The sequence below is a fragment of the Paenibacillus harenae DSM 16969 genome, assembly GCF_000422465.1.
Classification (GTDB): Bacteria; Bacillota; Bacilli; order Paenibacillales; family Paenibacillaceae; genus Pristimantibacillus; species Pristimantibacillus harenae.
This window is the reverse complement of the sequence record NZ_KE383843.1, coordinates 759,920-779,828: the sequence shown is the minus strand read 5'-3', so window position 1 is coordinate 779,828 and position 19,909 is coordinate 759,920. Positions and strand designations below refer to the sequence as shown.

Sequence of the window (19,909 nt, the reverse complement as noted above, 5' to 3'; positions counted from 1 at the left end):
GGTTGCATAATCAAAGTTATCGTCCAAATGCTGACGAGATAAGACTGCATAATGTTCAATTGTATAGTGTGCATATTTATAGCATATATTTAGCTGAAGGAGTGGTATTTTGTGCGTGAAACCTGTGTTCCGACCGGCGTGGAACTAAAAGACACCGGCTTTGGATATACGTTGTCCTTAATAGGCGGTAAATATAAAATGATTATCATGTATTGGCTGTCTGAAAATAAGGTTATACGGTTTAATGAGCTGAAGAGAAGTATCGGAACCATTCCCTATAAAACTCTAAGCATCATGTTAAAAGAGTTGGAGGCAGATGGCCTTATCATGCGCAAGGAATTTCCCCAAATACCTCCAAAAGTTGAATATTCATTAACTGACCGCGGTCTTTCGCTCATTCCATTATTAACCATGATGTGCGAGTGGGGGGAGAAAAACAGTCCGTCGGCTCTTGAGGCTGTACACCGGTAGGCCTATTACAGATTGTCAATAAAATTCAAATAATCTTGTGCGCTTTTTTCCAATTCGCTTACAGACGGCTCAATTTCTGTATCAGGCGTATTTTCTCCAGGCTCATTTTCTGTGCCGTAAAACGCAAAAAACGAACGATAATCTGCATTGCAGTATAGGAAGGTCGTTTCAAAAGGAGATAATAAATGTTCAAGCGTATAGCGATATCTTCCCTCCTCCCGGTAGTCTTCTTTTTTAATTCCGGCAGATACGGCTAAAGCAGCTTTGCGATTCTTTAATTTATCGCCTCCATTTGAACCATAAGCCCAACCGTAGGCAAAAACATCGTCAAGCCATTTTTTTAGAAGGGGCGGACAATTAAACCAATAAATAGGGAACTGTAATACAAGATTACTATGCGATTCAATTAATCGCCGTTCTTTTTCCGCATCCATGTTTCCGTCGGGATACACCTTATGCAATTCGTGTACCGTATACTTTTCCGGATATTTGTTGAGCTCTTCTACCCACCGCTTATTTATGACGGATCTATCTATGCTTGGGTGTGTTACGATAACAAGAGTTTTCAAAACTTTGTCCTCCTAAAGTATGATTTCATTTCTTTTTTGAGTATAGAGTTTACACGGCAATTATGTAAGTATGCACTTTTAGTTCAGGTACTTTCCTAAAGGTGAGTGTCATCCCGAGCTTCCATGTTCATTAGAGAGAGCCAATCGTTCTGGAGAAACGAAATGGTCGCTTTTTGCAGTCCAAATGGTTATCTAACAGGTTTACCTATACAGACCATTTGGCTGGAACAGCGACCGTAAGAATGATTTGCTCTCGCAGCGATAACAGCTGATGTAAATCAATCGTTCAACTTATATAGGTAATGTTTATGTTCTGCGAAAGGCGAGACAAGCCTCTTAAAAATTTTTTTTCATTCTGCGATAGAAAATATGAGCGAATGGCATCCATAGGTTATGGACGCGGAAGGAGCGAGTGGATTGCAGGCTGCAAATAACGGGATGCAGGAAGCTTATATTAAGCTATCAGCTGACAATCGGGCGAAAGAGACGTCTATATCCGGCTTCCGCGGCGAGCCCGCCCCTGATGGGGGCGGGTGTCCGGAGCCGGCGAGCGAGAAAGAATTGGTCGAGAAAGCGAGGACCGGGGATCCTGACGCATTCGGCGAGTTGGTACGCCGGCACCGCGCCAAAGCGTTCGGGATCGCGCGTTCGCTTACGAAGGACCACCATCTGGCCGAAGATGTCGTCCAAGATGCCCTTGTTCGCGCGTTTCTCCATCTTGGAACGCTGATTGACACTGCACGCTTCTCGCCTTGGCTGGCGAAAATCATTCGCAACGAGGCCTACATGAAGATACGCCGGGGCGGTCCGCATGGGAAGGAACGGCCGTTCACCTGCCTGGAAGGCGCCGCTTCCCCGAATATCGGCGCCGACGATTGGCATGACATCGACCGCGTCCTCTTCCGGCTAAGCCGCTCGGCGTTAGAATCCGCGAGGCAGGCGCATGATCCATCCGCCGCTCTATTGCGCAAAGAATTGATTAACGGCATCCGCAGCCTGCTGCACTGTTTAAGCCCCAGGGAGAAGCGGATTTTCGAAGCCTATTTCTTTGAGCAGCTTCCGCCGAAGGATATCGCCATTCTATTGAACACCGCGGTTGCAAACGTGTATAACAGTATCTCCCGGGCGCGCGGCAAAATGCAGCAGGAGCTCATTCGCGCCCACATCAGCATGTATGTGAAGCATCGCAAGAAAATGGGCAAACCGGCCAAAAAGCTGCTTGCCCCGCCTTTATTCAAACCAGTATGGAAGGATTGAGAGATCGCATGGGGAAAAGAACAAGGGACGATTTTACATGGAGCAAGAATACGGATACGAGCGCGATCCACAGCATGATTCAGTACACGGACAAAGCAGGCATGTCGGTGGTTGACGTTATGGGCTACACTGCCCATGCGTTTCGCATCATTATTGACCGGGAAGCGGTCGAAGTAGGCAGCTACTCCGCTTTCGATTGGCCGCTTCATCATGCGGAGCAGCTGCAAAATCTCGGCTTTGCGGTGCAGACCGCGGGCAAACCGAACCATATCCCGCCTACTTCGGAAGAGTTGGAGGAAGCGCTTGGTTACATTCAGACGAGCCTTGACAAAGGTGTTCCCGCGCTTAGCTGGGATCTGTTTATCCCTGAGTGGGGCGTTATTTATGGCTATGACGACGAGAACAAAGTGCTTCGCTGCCGCGACGTAAGGAAGGACGGCGATCTTCCATATGAGAAGCTTGGCCGGGGCGAAGTAACGGAAATGTATGTGTTGACGATCACCGGCTCCTACCCTGTCGATAAGCGCAGCATGCTGAAGGGAGCGCTAAAGCTTGCAGTCAAACATGCATACCGGCAAAGTTTCGAGAGCGAGCACGCTAGCCATCGTAATGGCCTGGCCGCATACGACGCTTGGATCGAAGCGTTCACGAAACGGACTGTCGATCCTTTCGGAAACGGCGTCAACACCGGCAAAGTGTGGGACACGCGAGAGTTTGCGGCCCAGTTCCTACTTGAGCTTTCGCAGAACTGGGAAGGGTCATCCCCGCAGGACGACCGGCTCCGCACCCTCGCTTTGGAAGCGTCGGAGCAGTACGCCGCCGTAGCCGAACGGCTTGGCGAAATGCGCGATATGTTTCCCTTCCCGCATGGCGGCGAACCGAACAGCGACGCTCAAGCCGGGCGCGCTCTGACGCTGCTCGGGGAAGCTAAAGCCGCGGAGACGTCCGGTATCACGCTGCTCGAACGCATGCTGGAGATCTTAGAGCAGCCGCCGGCAAGCGAGGTTATCGAATAATAGGAGCCATGATCACAATTATCGGCAGCTTCGATTTGCTAACGGAACATGACAGTTAACAAGGAACAACCGCCGTGCTTTACGGCGGTTGTTCTTTGCTTGGCGGAAACGGGTCTAAAACCCGTTCCAGATGATCGTCTGTTCTACCGGGAAGCGGGAGGTAGGCCGGGCAGGCCTGGCCGCCTTGCCAATGGCTACGAGCAGGACCGGAACATAACGCGGCGGGACATGGAACGCCTTGACGAAAGCTTCGGCGTCGAAGCCGACCATCGGGCCCGAGTCAAGACCTTTCGCTTTCGCGGCGAGCATAAGCTGCATGGCGGCCAGCGATGCGTTGCGGATCGCTTCGTCGCGCCGATAGGAGGAAGATGCGCCTTCGATTTGAGCGATCATGGCCTGATAGGAAGAATAGCCTGCGTAAGTATCTTCAAGTCCGGCCTGGACGGCGGGTCTGTACACCGCTTCTGCATTCCGATTGGCCTGCAGGTCCCCGAGTATCGCGACGGTAACGGAAGCGTCGATGACTTGTTTTTGGCCGTTCGCGACAGGAAGCAGCTTTTCCTTGGCTGCCGCCTCGGTAATGGCGACGAACTTCCAATGCTGAAGATTCCAAGACGACGGGGCGCTGCCCGCAATTGTCAGAAGCTCCTTGATTTCTTGTTCGCTGAGTTTGTGCGACTCATCAAAATGTCTGACGGAATGACGTTCACGGAATAGGGTGATAAAATCGGTATGCGCAGCGGATGACATATCCAAATCGACTCCTTTAAATGAATTATCTGAACGGACTCTTGCACCTCCTGAAAAGTTGGATCCTGTTCGCGAACTTGAATCCGTTACTTGACATGTTAGGCCGATCTGCGGTTTGGAACAATAGCATTTTTTCCAAAGTGTATCGATACAGTTGACCGAGTCTAATATAATGGTTATAGGAAAGCGAGGGGAGCGGAATGAAAAAGTATTTGGATATTCTCTCCGATATGGAGCAAAAAATGAATGAAGGGCAATTCGTTTCGGGTCAAAAGCTGCCTTCCGTCCGCGACGCCGCGAAGCAGTACGGCTGCAGCGTCAGCACGATTACACGGGCATACTCGGAACTTACGAAACGCCACGCCATTTACTCGATTGCTCAAAGCGGCTTCTACGTGGTGGAGAAGCCGGGGAACCGGCTGGACGTCCCGGAGAGCAAGACGACCGATTTCGCCTCTGCGATGGCGGATCCGGGCGTTTTTCCGTATTTGGATTTCCAGCACTGCTTGAACAAAGCGGTAGACACTTACAAATACGACCTGTTCACCTGCGGCGATTCGAAAGGAATGGAGTCGCTTCGTCATACGCTTGTTTCCCATTTGGCCGGAGATCAAGTGTTTGCCAAAGCGGAACAAATCATCGTTATGTCAGGTGTCTCGCCTGCGCTCGAAATATTGGCGAGAATGCCCTTTCCGAACGGGAATCCGGTCATCCTGGTCGAACAGCCGAGCTATGATATTTATTTGCGGTTTCTTGAAGCGGAGGGCATTCCGGTATGCGGAATCGCCCGTACAAAGGCAGGCATTGATTTGCGGGAATTGGAGGAGAAATTCAGACAAGGCGGAATCAAGTTCTTCTACACCATGCCAAGGTACCACAATCCCCTCGGCACCTCGTACAGCGCGGAGGAGAGGAAAACGATCGCCCGTTTGGCGAGCAAGTATGACGTATATATCGTAGAGGACGATTACATGGCCGATTTGGGCGAAGAACCGGGCCTCGATCCCATTTACGCCTATAACGGTACGTCGCATGTCGTTTATTTGAAAAGCTTCTCGAAAATCATTTTCCCGGGACTCAGGCTCGGAGCCGCCGTTTTGCCGGAAAAGCTGCTGAAGGCGTTCTGTGAGCGCAAAAGATACGCGGACACCTCGCTCCTTTCCCAGGCGGCACTCGAAGTGTATATCAAAAACGGCATGTACGAGCGGCACAAACGCAACATATACAGCCAATACGCAGCGCGGATTCGCGCTTTGAACGAGGCGGTGCGGCTGCATAACGATGCAGGACTGCTCGAAATATCGGATATCCGCACCGGTGTGTTCGTGCAGTTCAAGCTGCCGCAAACGGTCAATCTTGAACGGCTGATCGAGCGGCTTGCGTCGAAGAACATCAATGTCGTCTCCGGCAAGCGGTTTTATTTATCGGATTATTTGGAACGGGAGAAGTTTCTGCGGATCAGCATCTCGCGAGCGCAGCCGGAGCAAATCGAGGATGGGGTTTGGGAGATCATCGATGAAGTGCATCGGGAAGTCAAGCGGCAGAATACCTTCAAAAAATAAAGCCTTTGGAAAAAATCCAAAGGCTTTTTGTACGGCTATTTTTTTCGAGACCTTATTCAACATCATAACAGAGCGGGAAGAAACAGTCTATACTTTTCTTTTAATTTTAGATACAGTTGGGTTGCCGGCAAAAATATAAAATTTGGAGTGTTGCTCGTTGGACATAAATTGCCATCTCGATCATGCTGATTTGCAAGATGATTTGAGGAAGGTTTTTGGTACCGGTTATTTCATTGAGAATGTCTCGAAAATGCATGGCGGCGCGCAAAAGGCAGTTTACAAGGTCGACTGCACCAATGGATTTTGCTGCGTGTTGTATGTGTGGGATCTTGCTGTTAATTTTTTTCAAGAAGAAGTACGGAAAAACGAAGATATAATTGAACGATCCTACGGCGCTGACTTATTCAAGCTAAATAATGAATATTTAACGCAACAAGGAATCGGAACTCCGACGCTATACGATCTAAATACGGAGAGAAACCGTTACCCGTTCGATTATGCACTCGTTGAATATGTGGCTGGACAAAAAGCGGAAGCTTATTTTCACGACTCCAATTCACGTGTTCGAGATCAACTGTTTCAGCGAATTGGCGATATGCTGACCGGCATGCATGCCGATGTTAGCGACGCTTACGGGAAACTGAACCTCAAGGCGTCCAATACGGAAAAGTGTCATCAATTACAGATGAACAATGCCATAACGCAGTTGGCTTATGCCTCCCAATATATGAACCGCATCAGGGAAAATCAAGATAGATTACTCGATATTTTGTATAAACTTGAATCAAGAATCTTACCTAGAGCCCAATATGGATTTATACATGGGGAGCTGGGTCCTGATCATGTTTTGGTTAACAACAAACTTGAACCGTTATTGATCGATATCGAAGGGGCTATGTTTTTTGATATTGAGCATGAACACAGTTTTTTAGAAATGCGGTTCGGGGATTATTACCGATATTTAAAGAACGATGCTCTCGATCCTAACAGGATGTTATTTTATCGATTTCATCACCATATCTCATTAACATCAGGCGGGTTGAAGTTGCTTCATAGAGGATTCCCAGACAAGCAATTCGCCAAAGGTCTAGCCGATCACCATTCCCGGCTTGCTTTGAGGTTTATGGAATAAAGGGTTAAAATCTACAGGTTTTCCTCGGGACAAACATCGATGAGCAGGCGATGCGTTAGGGTGCTCAAGAAGGATACGGGAGAGGAGGAGCTTGCTATCGAGAGGCTCCTCTTTTGGTTTATTGAAGTTATGCTGGAAATCGTACATGATCAAAGAGAACGGCGGTCCGGACATATATCATGTCTGGACTGCCGTTCCACACACATGTTCGTCTGCCGTATTACAGGCAGGCGTACACGATATTTTTCAATCGCGGAAACACGTAGGGCTCCTGGTTATTCAGCAAATGCTGCGCATACATGACGGTCAGCTGCGAATCCGGATCGATGATCGCCAGGCATCCGGCAGCGCCGCTCCAGCCGAATTCGCCGAGTGGGCTTAACGAGCCGCTATCGGCTTTGGAGATATGGGTTCTGACGCCCAGTCCATAGCCATAACCGGCAAGCTGCACCCAGGAGAAATCGTCGCGCAGGCTCCCGGCCAGTTGGTCCGTTCGCATCAGGTCCACCGTCGCCGGCGACAGAATGCGCACGCCGTCCGCGCTTGTTCCTCGATGGGTTAGCGCGTTTAAAAACAGAATGTAATCGCTCACGGTCGACAGCAACCCTGCCCCGCCGCTCTCGAATTCCGTGCCGATCCGGAAACCGTTCCCGTCTTTGCGTACGGGCTTGCCCAATGCGTCGATATATTCGTACTGCGGAGCCAGCCGGCTTCGCTGTTCCTCCGAGAGATCGAAGCCCGTGTCGCGCATGCCGAGCGGTCCGGTAATTTCATCCTGCACATAAGCGCCGAATCGCCTTCCGTCCACGACCTCGACGAGAGCGGCGAGAATGTCATGGCACAGGCTATAGTTCCATCTTGAACCCGGCTCGAATAGCAGCGGCTCCTTCGCGAGCGCCGCCGCAAATTCGCGGGTCGGCACTCTGCCATTCGTGCGTTCCACGACTTCCTGAATGGAAGGCGCCTCGAGGTCATAGGAAAAGCCGGCCGTCATGGCGAACAGATCGCGCACCGTAATCGATCTCTTCGCCCGTTCCATTGCGATCTCGCCGTCCGGCAAAGTCTTCTGTACGTTCATTTCGGCGTATTCCGGCAGATACGCCGACAGCGGATCGTTCAGCTGAATCTCGCCTTTCTCTACGAGTTGAAGTGCCGCAGTGCACGTCATGATCTTTGTCATCGAGTAGATATTAATGATCCGTCGGTCGTCGATCGGGGTCTTCTCTTCCAGATTGGCGTAGCCGTTACGGTAACGGAAAACCGTTTCGTTGCGGTACATGACAAGCACCTCCGCCCATGGAATGCGCCAGGAGGTGATGCGGTCGATAAATTTGGATAGCGGTTTGAAGTCCACGTTTCCTCACCCTTTATGTAGAGTAGTCTAACAAGTTCTCCTCTATTATTGTGCAGCGACGTCGTTCAAAGCAACAGCTTTTTAAATTCGTGCAGCGGCAGCCTAAGACTTTTCGAGTCTATAGCTGCTGCTGCTTTTTTTATTTCTATCCCGTCTAACGGCAAGCGTTGCCATAATAGCCCTTTTGAATAGCAGTTAGCCAAATGACGAATAATGATGAATAGTATGTTTTATAAAAAAAGGGGCCTCTTCCATGTTCTTCAAACCGTTCGTTCGAGCGATAAAGAAGCGTAAGAAAAAAGAAATCGTCCATGAATTGGGATTTCATGAGGATGATCAGCCACTTGAGCAAGATCTCAATCGTACGGTGGAACGTATCAAGCAGGAGCTTGGAAATAGTCCGGATGTTATCATCCGCACGTTTCGGATGGATATCCGCCCGCATCAACGGGTTGCGGTCATCTACATGGAAGGCCTTACTGACATAGAGAAAGTCAATGATTTTGTCGCTCATTCATTATTGTTCAAACAGAATGAGAAAGAGAATGAGAATGAGTCCTCAATGTCGAGCGATCCTCAGCGTATTTTTGACGTCATCCTGAACAGAGCGCTAACCGTTGGCGATGCTAAATATCTGAATAACTGGAATGTGATGATGCATGCCCTATTATCGGGAGACATTGCCGTTTTTGTCGATAACTGCGAGGGCTGCATCATCGGAAATCTTCGAGGCGGAGAACGGAGACCCGTTACGGAGCCCGAAACCGAGGTTAACATTCGAGGCCCGAAGGATAGCTTTAACGAAACGATCGGTACTAATATATCTCTCATCCGCCGAAGGCTGAAGAGCCCGAATCTTTGGATGGAATCGATGAGAATCGGGGATATAACGCAGACCGACGTCTCCATTATGTATCTTAAGGGAATAGCGGAAGATCGGCTTGTTGAAGAAGTGAGACGGCGCTTGAAGGATATTCGAATCGACGCCATCCTGGAATCGGGCTACGTCGAGGATTTGATTCAGGATCAAACGTTCACGCCGTTCCCTTTAGTCTACAATACGGAGCGGCCGGATGTCGTAGCCGGCAATTTGCTTGAAGGACGGATCGCGGTGCTGGTGGACGGTACGCCGAACACCCTGATATTGCCGACTACCTTTTCGCAATTTTTTAAAGCAGCGGAAGATTACTATCAGCGGGTTGAATTTACCGTATTCATGCGGCTCATCCGTTACTTTGGTTTTTTCGTGGTGATGCTGCTGCCGTCCATGTACATCGCAGTTACCACTCACCATCACGAGATGATTCCGACGCCTCTGGCGATTAATTTATTAGCTCAGCGCGAAGGGGTTCCTTTCCCCGTCTTTTTTGAAGCTTTTCTCATGGAGGCTGCTTTTGAACTCATGCGGGAAGCCGGTACCCGAATGCCTCGTGCCGTCGGTCAAGCGGTCTCCACTGTCGGCGCGATCGTACTTGGACAAGCAGCGGTCGAAGCCGGTATCGTAACCGCGATGATGGTAATCGTCGTTTCATTTACGGGAATTGCCAGTTTTACAATGCCTGGCTTTACGCTCACTACTTCAGCCCGGTTAATTCGGTTCCCCATGATGATTGCGGCCTCCACCTTCGGTTTTTACGGGATTTTTATGTGTACGATTCTGCTTGTCGCTCACCTGACCAGCTTGCGGTCATTCGGGATTCCGTACCTCTCCCCGTTCGCGCCTTTTGGCTTTAAGCATCAAAAGGATGCCGTATTGCGGGCGCCCTACAAAACACCGGCGACGCGCCCGGGTTTAACCGGCGGAAGGCAAGAAATCTCTAATCAGAAGGACGGGGTCCCTTCATCCGATCAAAACGATCAAACTTCGGAAGGGGTAAAGCATGACACTTAAAAAAGGTTTCCTTGCGTTAATGATGGTTTGCCTATTGCCTCTTACAGGCTGCTGGAATTACCGTGAAATGAATGAGCTCGCGATAGCCATAGCCATGGGAGTCGACAAGGTTCAGGGTCGGGATGAATATAACATCTCGTTCCAGGTTGTAAATGCCCGGGATATTGCCGGCATTAAAGCAACCGGACGAATACCGGTTAATGTTTACTCCGGTAAGGGCAAGACTCTGTTAGAAGCAGTCCGGAAAACCTCGCAAAAAGTACCCCGGAGGATTAACACTCAGCATATGCGTGTTTTTGTCATCGGGGAAGCGTTGGCGAGAAAAGGGATCGAAGAGGTATTTGAACTTATGGAACGGGATCCTGAACCGCGTTTGACGACGAGAGTATTTATCGCAAGAAATTCCGACGCTGCCACGATCCTGAAGACCGTTACGGCGGTCGAGGCCATTCCGGCTAACGCCATTCTCGGAAAATTAAAAATTACGGGAAGAGTTTTGGCGGAAAGCTATGAAACGGAGATGGACGATGTTATTCGCGGGCTTATGATCAAAGGAGGAGGTCCCGTAATCAGCGGGATAAAGCTCGTCGGAAAGGGCGAAGCAGGAGAGAAGATTTCGAATGTTGAGCAGACCGAGCCCCCAACGGATCTGTATACGAGCGGCATGGCCCTCTTTAAAAAGGGAAAATTAGTAGGTTGGGTGAAGGGGGATAAGGCTCGGGGAGTTTCATGGATTAATAATAAAATGAAAAGCACGATCGTCAATCTCGACTGCGAAACGAAAAAAGATGCAATTTCCATTGATATTATCCGGTCAAACTCAAAAATCAAGTCAGAGGTTAAGGGAGAACAACCGCTCATTCGAATTCATATTAAGGAAATCGGTATTTTAGGAGAAGCGTTGTGTCCTGTTGATGTTGGCAAATCGGCGGAAATTCGGAAACTGGAACAGCAGTGGAACGAAGAAACAGAGCGTAACGTGATGGCTGCCGTCCAAACAGCTCAAAAGCTAAAAACAGATGTGCTCGGTTTTGGCGCAGCTGTTGAACGGGCAAATCCGAAAGCTTGGAAGAAGATGGAGAAGGAATGGGATCGAATTTTCGCTACATGCAGGGTGGAGGTGAAAGTGGAGTCGACCATTCGGCGTACGGGCATGGTATCGAAACCATATTTGTACGAAGAAAAGAAATAATGTTTGCGGAAATGGGCGGTGGTTAGGGTGGAAAAAGCGAAAATCAGTCCGGGACAATTATTTATATTAATCCTGTTGTTCGATATGGGAACCGCAATCCTGCGCGTTATGGCGATGTCGGCGGGAAAAGACGCTTGGCTGGCCATTCTGCTGGGCACGGCGGGAGGTTTGGCCATTTTCTGGATTTACGTTTCACTCTATCGTTTGTATCCGGAGCTTCCGCTCACCGGTTACATAAGAGCCATTTTGGGTAAAGGGCTAGGATGGCCTTTGGGTTTATTATATATTCTTTTTTTCATCCATGGAGGAGCAAGAGATTTGCGCGAGGGAGGCGATTTGCTGATTAGTTCGGTTATGGAACAAACGCCTATTATCGTCGTCAATGCAGTGATGGTCCTGTCGATCGTCTACGTCCTGAATAAAGGAATTGAGGTTGTGGCAAGAACGGCCCAAATTTTTATAATGACGATAGCTATATTGGGATTTTTAAGCATCTTCCTCTTACTTTTTGCCGGAGTCATCGATATTAGCCGACTGCTTCCGGTTATGGGAAATGGCCTGGGCCCCGTGATTCAAACCACATTAAAACAAACGATCGAGTTCCCTCACGAAGAAGTGATTTGTTTTGCCATGCTGCTTCCTTACTTAAATAACCGGGAAAAGGGAATACGCGCGGGGTTTGCCGCTGTTTTGACCAGCGGCTTGCTTCTTTCCTTCTCCACTGCCTTGAATATTGCCGTGCTTGGGATTGATATCGCGGGCCGGTCGACATTCCCTCTATTGTCCACGATTCGTTTAATTAATATAGGGGAAATTATTCAACGGCTTGACGTATTTGTCGTACTTACGTTGATTGTCGGCGATTTTTTTAAGGTCGCTATCTTTTTTTATGCCGCGGTATTGGCTGCTGCAGACTTATTTCGAATCAAGGACTATCGACAGCTCGTTCTTCCCATCGGGATCATTATTTTATTTGTATCGATGATGATTTCCAGCAGTTTTATAGAGCAAATCGAAGAAGGGGATGTTTTATTGGTTACCGTATTTTTATGGTTTGGAGTGCTCATACCCATCTTCCTGTTGGCGGCGGCAGGAGTTCGCAAATGGTTTGGATCCCGTCCATGAGGAGGCTTCTTGGCAGTTACTTTTTCTTCATATAATGAATAACAATCGGTTTGGTTGCCGTGTATAGGAGAATAAGTGAAATGATTATGACTTCTTCGTTCATCATGGATCGGAAAGGGACGAATAGATTATCGAAGGATTCCTGCAAAGAAATGTTCAGGAAGAACAGATCCATGGTGATGACGAAGCAAATACTAAGCATAAAAAGCATGAGAGATATGATGAATATTCGCATATCGTTGCTGCCTCCAATGTATCACGCCTATTGTTTTGGCGGAGAAATTCAAAGTGGGACTCTTTCATTATTATGATTTTTGCCAATTGATTTCATTCAGCCCGATTCGTTGAGTTAACGTTATCTTTTCTCACCGCTTCGCGGCTTTAATACCGTATCGATACGCTTACTGACTTCGTAAAAATCGCAGCGATGTCATAGCGCGTCTGTCTAACGAGTTTGGCTAACGGGTTAATATTCTTCGCTTGGGGAGAGTAGATTTATATGAAGAAGCTTCCCATTGAAAGCGAGGACCTTAATCGATGAACGTTCAAATTTCATACGGAGCAAGAAGCGCCGATTCAGCGGCAGCTGACGCAGTCATCCGGTTTGTCTGCAAATCGGAGCTGAAAGCGGCTGAACCGATCATCCAGCCTCCAATGGATGAGGCTCTTCGTGTTTTGTACGCCAAAGGGCTGTTCAAGGCGGAAGCGGAGCAGACGGAGATCATATCGACCTTAGGCCTGTATCCGGCTGCGCACATTATTTTCGCGGGATATGAGGCGGATCGCGGAGCAACCGGGCTGCGGCTGGCTGCTGCGTCGGCTGCGAAAGCGTTGAAGAAATTACGCGCCGATTCCGTTCAGGTGCTCCTGTCTGACCGGCTCCGGGAGACAGCCGCTTCGCTTGGAACCGCGTTCGCCGCGAGCGCGCTAATGGAAGGGCTGCTGCTCGCCCTGCATACCCGCCATCCGCTTAAGCGGGAGCAGTCCGAACGATTTATGCTGAAGGAGGTGGCTTTTGTGCCGTATCGGACGGCAGGCTCTGCTGCCGATGCGGCCTTATGGGAGCGCGGAATGGCAAGAGGCAAGCTGCATGCGGAAGGCGTAGGCTACGCGAGGGACTTGACTAACCTGCCGGGCAATGAGCTTACCCCGGAACGGCTCGCCTTTCTTGCCGAGGAGCTGGCTCGCGAGCACGATCTGGAGATTGAAGTGATTGACGAGTGGAGCGCCGCTGAGCAGCAGATGGGCGGACTGCTGGGGGTGGGGCAGGGCAGCATCAACCCGCCGCGAATGATTGTGATCCATTATAGGGGAGATGAGAACAGCGAGCAGGCATGGGGACTGATCGGCAAGGGCGTTACGTTCGATACGGGAGGAATTTCGCTGAAGCGGGCGGAAGGCATGCAGGAAATGATTTCGGATATGGGCGGAGCGGCGGCAGTGCTGGGCGCAATTCGCGTCATCGCAGAGTTGAAGCCCGCTATGAATGTAATCGCGGTCATACCTGCCGCCGAGAATATGCCTTCCGACCGGGCCTTTAAGCCCGGCGACGTGCTCCGGATGATGAGCGGGCATACGGTAGAGGTCGTCAATACCGATGCGGAAGGCAGGCTCGTACTTGCGGACGGACTGACGACGGCGATCACAAGGGGAGCGACGAAGCTGGTGGATGTCGCTACGCTGACCGGAAATGTGATGGCCGCGCTCGGCATAGAAGCGACGGGCGCAGTCACGAATAACGAGGAGCTGTTCAAGCAAGTACAAGCCGCCGCCGACAGCGCGGGAGAGCGCATCTGGCAGCTGCCGGCTTACCCGGAATATAAGAAGCAGCTTAGAAGCAATGCGGCTGACTTGAAGAACAGCGGCGGGCGTTATGCCGGTGCGATTACCGGCGGGCTGTTTATCGGTCATTTTGCCGAAGGGCTGCCATGGGTACACCTGGATATCGGCGGAACCGCGTGGCTGGATATGAGCAGGGGATGGGAGCCGAAGGGCGCGACCGGCGTCATGGTGCGTACCCTGGTTGAATTGATTGTTCAACGCGAGTAAGAAGAGCGAGTGGACAAAGCAGGAATCCTCGCCCTCGTTGCAGAAGAAAGTGGGAATTTTACCGCGATGAAATGAGGAATGGACACGGTGTATGCCACTGAGAAAAGAAGAAATGAATTATTAACGTGCAATCCGTCCGCAACGATTGAACAAGAGAAGCTGGACCGATTTTGGAACGGGGTGCTGGAGCGGAATGAACGAAAGCCGCTTGAAGTAAGAAGGGAGCCCGTGCAAACGCTGTTCAAGTCCGTGCGCGCGGAGAGGCTCACCTATCTTGGGTACGACGGCACGCCCATTCATTGCTGGCTGCTCATTCCGTTACATGAGACGGCGGAGAAGAAGCCCTGCATCGTTACGTTTCCCGGCTATACGGGGGACAAAGGACGGCCTGAAGGATATGCCGGCTGGCTGCTGCTCGGATATGCGGTGCTTGCCGTCGATGCGCGCGGCCAAGGCGGCGAAACCGGAAGCTTGCTTACCGAAGCCGCAGGTTCGGTGAAGGGCTGGGTTTCTCGAGGCATAACCGATATCGAGAACAGTTATTATTTTGCAATTACGATGGATGTCGTCAGGGCTGTCGACGCCGCTGCAGATCAGCTTGAGATTGACGCATCTCGAATCGCGACGGTTGGCGCAAGTCAGGGCGGCGGGCTGTCGCTGCTTGCCGCGGCTCTGAATCCGAAGGTCAGCGCGGTTGTTGCCGACATACCGAATATGTGCCATATGGATCACGGCGTTCTCCATTCCACAAGCTCGCTGACGGAGATCGCGGCATATATTAAACGTTACCCGGATCGGCTGGCGGCGGTGATGGAGACAATCGCACACTTTGATATGCTGAATCTGGCGGACCGCATTACGGTTCCCGTTCTCATGTCCGTCGGCTGGAAGGACACCGTCTGCCTGCCCGAAACCGTGTATGCCGTCTACAATCGGATTCGCTCCAAGAAACAGATCAACGATTTCCCGTATTCCGGGCATGAAGTCAGCGAGTATCAACGGACGAAGGCATACGAATTTTTGCAGGAGACGTTCGACAGGGTGTAACAAAGGTGAATCTATGCTCGAAATGGATGAAATCAATGCCAAGATGATTATGGAAGGCAATCGATATCTATACTAAAATAAAAAGAAGTTACAGAACTGTGTCATTGCCGCAGCTGCTGTGCTTCTTCTTTTTGCTTATTGCTATAAGAATTTATTCGATTATTTATTATTATTTTTTATATTTCTCAGCGAGCGGCAAGCGGAAGAGCATGCATGATGCGGAAAAGGAAGTCGGCGGGCATGTATGGTAAGGTTCGCCTTTGAAAATAATAGGATGGCAATGAATAGAGAGGGTGGAATTTTCTGCAATGAGCATCCATGTTGAGCGTAATCATTCGCCTTGGCAAAGCTACTACGGCCCCAATCTAGGGTATGTGCAGGAGCAATACGAACGTTTTTTGAGTGATCCGGATTCGGTCGAGACGTCGCTCCGCGAGCTGTTTATCCAATTTGGAGCACCTCCTGCGGCAGCGATGGGCGCAGTACCGGCCCCATCGGCTAAATCCGATTCGCGGCAGGCAGCTGCCGCTTCGCCGGGTCCCATCGATTCAAATATGTTGAAGAAGGTCGTGGCTGCGCATCAGCTGATGCTGAACATTCGCAGATACGGCCATTTAGCTGCGGATATAGATCCACTTGGCCTAAGCCAGCGTTCCGACACGAAGCTGCTCGAGCCGGAAACGTTCGGGCTTACGCAAGCCGACCTGGCTTCGATCCCTGCATCGCTTATTTGGGATAACGCGCCGGCCTCGGTCATCAACGGCTGGGATGCCATCACGAGACTGCGGGAAATTTACACGCGTTCCGCAGCCTACGAGTTCACGCATATCCATGATGAGAACGAGCGTAATTGGCTGCATAAGCAAGCGGAATCGGGTTCATTCCCTGCGCCGTTGTCGGCAAGAGAAAGGTCCGCGCTGCTTGAGCGGCTGATGGAGGTCGAATTCTTCGAGAACTTCCTTCATCGCACCTTCGTCGGCCAGAAGCGCTTCTCCATAGAAGGCGTGGATATGCTCGTTCCCGTATTGGATGAAATCGTTCGATCCGTCGCGCATGACGGAGCGAGCCACATTCTGATGGGTATGGCGCATCGCGGCCGTTTGAACGTGCTGACGCATGTGCTTGGCAAGCCGTATGAGAAGATTTTCTCCGAGTTCCACCACGCTCCGAACAAGGAGCTGATTCCGTCGGAAGGTTCGATGGGCATCAACTACGGCTGGACAGGCGACGTCAAATACCATCTTGGCGCCGACCGCGCCGTGAAGGATGGCGAGACCGTGCGCGCGCAGCTTATGCTGGCGAACAACCCGAGCCACCTTGAATTCGTTAATCCGGTCGTCGAAGGCTTCACGCGCGCTGCGCAGGAAGACCGCAGCAAGCCGGGCATGCCGGTACAGGATTTGGCGAAAGCCGTTACGATTTGCATTCACGGCGATGCCGCATTTATCGGTGAAGGAATTGTGGCGGAGACGCTCAACTTCAATAAGCTGAAAGGCTACCGTAATGGCGGAACGCTTCATATTATCGCAAACAACCGGCTTGGCTTTACGACAAACAGCGAGGATTCCCGTTCGACCAATTATGCGAGCGACCTTGCCAAAGGCTTCGATATTCCGATCGTGCACGTCAATGCGGATGAGCCCGAAGCTTGTCTGGCAGCTGTTCGTCTCGCTTGCGAATACCGGCTCCGTTTCAATAAAGGCTTCGTTATCGATCTGATCGGTTACCGCCGCTTCGGGCATAACGAAATGGACGATCCGGATGTAACGCAGCCGTTGATGTACTCGAAGGTTCGCAATCACCCTACGGTCAGCGCGCTCTACTCCGAGCAGCTGAAGGGCGAGAGAGCCGTAACGGAAGAGCAGATCGAGGAACTTCGCCAGCGCACGAACGGCAAGCTGCAGGCTGCTTACGACGCGATGAAGTCGAAGGAAGGCGAGAAGCAGGTCCTGGGCGACCATGCCTCGATCGTACCGGAAATGGAAGAGGCCCGCACCGCTGTTCCGCTGGAGACGCTCCGCGAAATTAACCTTGAGCTTCTTAACCGTCCGGAGGGCTTTACCGAATACACGAAGCTGCAGCGCATCTTGCAGCGCCGGGCATCGGCGTTGAATGACGGCGAGAAGGTGGATTGGGCGCATGCGGAGACGCTTGCGTTCGCAACGATACTGGCGGATGGCACGCCGATCCGTCTAAGCGGTCAGGATTCCGAGCGGGGCACCTTCGCGCATCGCCACATTATGTTGAACGATTACGCCAATGCGGCTAAGTTCTCGCCGCTGCACATGCTGCCGCAAGCAAAAGCGTCCTTTGCGGTTCATAACAGCCCGCTGTCGGAGACAGCCGTGCTTGGCTTTGAATATGGCTACAACGTATTTGCGCCGGAAACCTTCGTCATTTGGGAAGCGCAGTATGGCGACTTCGCTAACGTCGCGCAAGTGATTTTCGACCAATTCATTTCGGCAGGCCGCGCGAAATGGTCGCAAAAGTCCGGCATCGTCATCCTGCTGCCGCACGGCTACGAAGGACAAGGGCCGGAGCATTCAAGCGCGAGACTGGAGCGTTTCCTGCAGCTGTCGGCCGACAACAACTGGACGGTAGCCAACTTGACGACATCCGCGCAGTATTTCCACTTGCTTCGGAAGCAAGCGTCGATCCTGGGCACGGAGCATGCTCGTCCGCTCGTTCTTATGGCGCCGAAGAGCTTAATCCGCAATCCGCGCGTTGCTTCGCACGGCGTTGATTTCAGCGAAGGCTCCTTCAAGCCTGTGCTGCCGCAATTCAGTCTGACAGAGCCGAAGGAGAAGAAGGATAAAGTGAAACGCCTGCTTCTGTGCACCGGCAAGGTTGCGGTAGATATTGATGAGGCGCTCGCCTCCGCTAATCCGGAAGAATACGATTGGCTTCGCGTAGCGAGAGTCGAACAGCTTTATCCGTTCGCACATGCCGAGATCGAACGGATCGTGAAGCAATTCGATAAGCTGGAAGAAATCGTGTGGGTGCAGGAAGAGCCGAAGAACATGGGTTCATGGTTCTTCATGGAGCCTCGCCTGCGCGCGCTGGCGCCGAAGAAGGCGACGGTAAGCTATATTGGCAGACCCGATCGTTCGAGTACGGCAAGCGGCCACCAAGAGGTGCATGCGGCGGAACAAAAATGGATTATTTCGACGGCTTTGAACGGCAAGCCGGTTGAAACAACTTTGACCAGGGGGTAGTGACGAATGGCTGAAATTATCGTACCGGAATTAGGCGAGTCCATCTCAGAGGGCACGATTACGAAATGGTTTGTGAAGGAAGGCGACTCCGTCAATCAGGGAGATGTTCTTCTGGAGCTTGAAACGGATAAAGTAAACATTGAGATTAGCGCGGACAACAGCGGCGTTATCTCCCGCATTGCGAAGCAAGACGGCGAGGTTGTGCTTGTCGGCGAAGCGATCGGTTCGATCGGCGAAGCGGCAGCGGGCGGAGCGCCTGCTCCCGCAGCGCCGTCCGCACCTGCGCCGGCCGCAGCAGCGCCAGCCGCGGCTCCGGCTGCTCCTGCAGCTGCTCCTGTAGTAACAGCGACCGCAGCGTCTGCTGCGATCAATGCTTCGCCTGCCGCACGCAAGCGTGCCCGCGAGCAAGGCATTGACCTGACGCAGGCAGCGGGACAAGCACTGGCTCCGGCCGTGGCGACGCCCGTATCCTCGGCTCCGCTTAACCAAGCCGGACCTGCGGCCGCCGCGAACGGCGCGAAGCCGACGGAACGCAAGCGGATGTCCCGCCGCCGCGTGACGATTGCGAATCGTCTCGTAGAGGCGCAGCGTACGGCAGCGATGCTGACGACGTTCAACGAAGTCGACATGACGGCGATCCTTGATCTGCGCAAACGCCGCAAGCAGTCGTTCTTCGAGAAGAACGACGTGAACCTCGGCTTTATGTCGTTCTTCACGAAAGCGGTAGTCGGAGCTTTGAAAGCATTCCCGCTGCTCAATGCGGAAATCGACGGCGAAGAAATCGTCATGAAAAAATTCTTTGACATCGGCATTGCCGTATCCGCGAAGGAAGGCCTGGTCGTTCCGGTCGTTCGGGACGCCGATCGTCTCAGCTTCGCCGAGATTGAGAAAAATATCGTTGACCTTGCAACCAAAGCGAGAGCGAATACCCTGTCGATCGGCGATCTTCAAGGCGGCAGCTTCACGATTACAAACGGCGGCGTATTCGGCTCCTTGCTGTCGACGCCAATTCTGAATACGCCTCAGGTCGGCATTCTCGGCATGCACAAAATCCAGCTGCGTCCGGTAGCCATCGACAATGAGCGTATGGAGAACCGCCCGATGATGTACATCGCCTTGTCCTACGATCACCGCATCGTAGACGGCAGTGAAGCGGTCCGCTTCCTTGTAACGATTAAAGAAATGCTCGAGGATCCGGAACAACTTCTGCTGCAAGGCTAACTCCTAACAGATTGAACTGCCTCTTCCTTCGAGTATTTGAATGAAGGGGCAGTCGTTC

16 protein-coding genes are annotated in these 19,909 nt (G+C 51.5%); 12 read left to right on the top strand and 4 right to left on the bottom strand.

Features of this window, described 5'->3' with window-relative positions:
* The first annotated feature begins 111 nt into the window (after positions 1-111).
* Positions 112-471, top strand: a complete 360-nt coding sequence (locus H581_RS0123020) for a winged helix-turn-helix transcriptional regulator (RefSeq protein ID WP_028612062.1) — start codon at positions 112-114, stop codon at positions 469-471.
* 5 nt (positions 472-476) lie between these two features.
* Here H581_RS0123020 and H581_RS0123015 read toward each other — a convergent pair whose 3' ends face one another.
* Complete coding sequence (locus H581_RS0123015; RefSeq protein WP_028612061.1) at positions 477-1,040, bottom strand: NAD(P)H-dependent oxidoreductase; 564 nt, start codon at positions 1,038-1,040, stop codon at positions 477-479.
* 417 nt (positions 1,041-1,457) lie between these two features.
* On the opposite strand from H581_RS0123015, the gene H581_RS35125 reads away from it, so the two are divergent.
* Complete coding sequence (locus H581_RS35125; protein ID WP_051251251.1) at positions 1,458-2,297, top strand: RNA polymerase sigma factor; 840 nt, start codon at positions 1,458-1,460, stop codon at positions 2,295-2,297.
* Positions 2,298-2,305: 8 nt separating this feature from the next.
* Positions 2,306-3,313 carry a hypothetical protein gene (locus H581_RS0123005; protein WP_028612060.1) on the top strand — a complete coding sequence of 336 codons (1,008 nt, stop codon included), beginning with the start codon at positions 2,306-2,308 and terminating at the stop codon, positions 3,311-3,313.
* Between the two features lie 114 nt (positions 3,314-3,427).
* Here H581_RS0123005 and H581_RS0123000 read toward each other — a convergent pair whose 3' ends face one another.
* Positions 3,428-4,063: a nitroreductase family protein gene (locus H581_RS0123000; protein ID WP_028612059.1), complete on the bottom strand. Its 636-nt coding sequence runs from the start codon at positions 4,061-4,063 to the stop codon at positions 3,428-3,430.
* Positions 4,064-4,263: 200 nt separating this feature from the next.
* Between H581_RS0123000 and H581_RS0122995 the strand changes: the two genes are divergently transcribed.
* Positions 4,264-5,625 (top strand): aminotransferase-like domain-containing protein, encoded by a 1,362-nt coding sequence (locus tag H581_RS0122995; RefSeq protein ID WP_028612058.1) that lies wholly within the window; start codon positions 4,264-4,266, stop codon positions 5,623-5,625.
* A gap of 202 nt (positions 5,626-5,827) precedes the next feature.
* Positions 5,828-6,757 carry a phosphotransferase family protein gene (locus tag H581_RS0122990; RefSeq protein WP_028612057.1) on the top strand — a complete coding sequence of 310 codons (930 nt, stop codon included), beginning with the start codon at positions 5,828-5,830 and terminating at the stop codon, positions 6,755-6,757.
* Positions 6,758-6,977: 220 nt separating this feature from the next.
* Here the strand turns inward: H581_RS0122990 and H581_RS0122985 are convergent, their stop codons facing one another.
* Positions 6,978-8,111, bottom strand: a complete 1,134-nt coding sequence (locus H581_RS0122985; RefSeq protein ID WP_028612056.1) for a serine hydrolase domain-containing protein — start codon at positions 8,109-8,111, stop codon at positions 6,978-6,980.
* A 253-nt stretch (positions 8,112-8,364) separates the two neighbouring features.
* On the opposite strand from H581_RS0122985, the gene H581_RS35120 reads away from it, so the two are divergent.
* Genes H581_RS35120 through H581_RS0122970 form a run of 3 tightly spaced genes read left to right on the top strand, consistent with a single transcriptional unit; the run spans position 8,365 to position 12,319 of the window.
* A complete protein-coding gene (locus tag H581_RS35120; RefSeq protein WP_051251249.1) occupies positions 8,365-10,002 on the top strand; it encodes a spore germination protein in 1,638 nt (545 codons plus the stop codon).
* Complete coding sequence (locus H581_RS0122975) at positions 9,992-11,194, top strand: Ger(x)C family spore germination protein (RefSeq protein WP_051251247.1); 1,203 nt, start codon at positions 9,992-9,994, stop codon at positions 11,192-11,194. Before H581_RS35120 ends, H581_RS0122975 begins: the two co-directional genes overlap by 11 nt.
* Before the next feature lie 27 nt (positions 11,195-11,221).
* Entirely contained in the window at positions 11,222-12,319 is a 1,098-nt protein-coding gene (locus tag H581_RS0122970) for a GerAB/ArcD/ProY family transporter (protein ID WP_028612054.1), read from the top strand.
* Positions 12,320-12,335: 16 nt separating this feature from the next.
* Here the strand turns inward: H581_RS0122970 and H581_RS0122965 are convergent, their stop codons facing one another.
* On the bottom strand, positions 12,336-12,554 hold the full coding sequence (locus H581_RS0122965) for a YczF family membrane protein (RefSeq protein ID WP_028612053.1): 219 nt from the start codon (positions 12,552-12,554) through the stop codon (positions 12,336-12,338).
* A gap of 302 nt (positions 12,555-12,856) precedes the next feature.
* Here H581_RS0122965 and H581_RS0122960 point away from each other — a divergent pair, with 302 nt between their 5' ends.
* The 4 genes from H581_RS0122960 to odhB all read left to right on the top strand — a co-directional run bounded on the left by H581_RS0122960 (position 12,857) and on the right by odhB (position 19,851).
* Positions 12,857-14,368: a leucyl aminopeptidase gene (locus H581_RS0122960; RefSeq protein ID WP_028612052.1), complete on the top strand. Its 1,512-nt coding sequence runs from the start codon at positions 12,857-12,859 to the stop codon at positions 14,366-14,368.
* A gap of 78 nt (positions 14,369-14,446) precedes the next feature.
* Positions 14,447-15,415: an acetylxylan esterase gene (locus tag H581_RS0122955; RefSeq protein WP_028612051.1), complete on the top strand. Its 969-nt coding sequence runs from the start codon at positions 14,447-14,449 to the stop codon at positions 15,413-15,415.
* A gap of 308 nt (positions 15,416-15,723) precedes the next feature.
* Complete coding sequence (locus tag H581_RS0122945; RefSeq protein WP_028612050.1) at positions 15,724-18,630, top strand: 2-oxoglutarate dehydrogenase E1 component; 2,907 nt, start codon at positions 15,724-15,726, stop codon at positions 18,628-18,630.
* 6 nt (positions 18,631-18,636) lie between these two features.
* Positions 18,637-19,851 (top strand): 2-oxoglutarate dehydrogenase complex dihydrolipoyllysine-residue succinyltransferase, encoded by a 1,215-nt coding sequence (odhB, locus tag H581_RS0122940; RefSeq protein ID WP_028612049.1) that lies wholly within the window; start codon positions 18,637-18,639, stop codon positions 19,849-19,851.
* Positions 19,852-19,909: the final 58 nt, after the last annotated feature.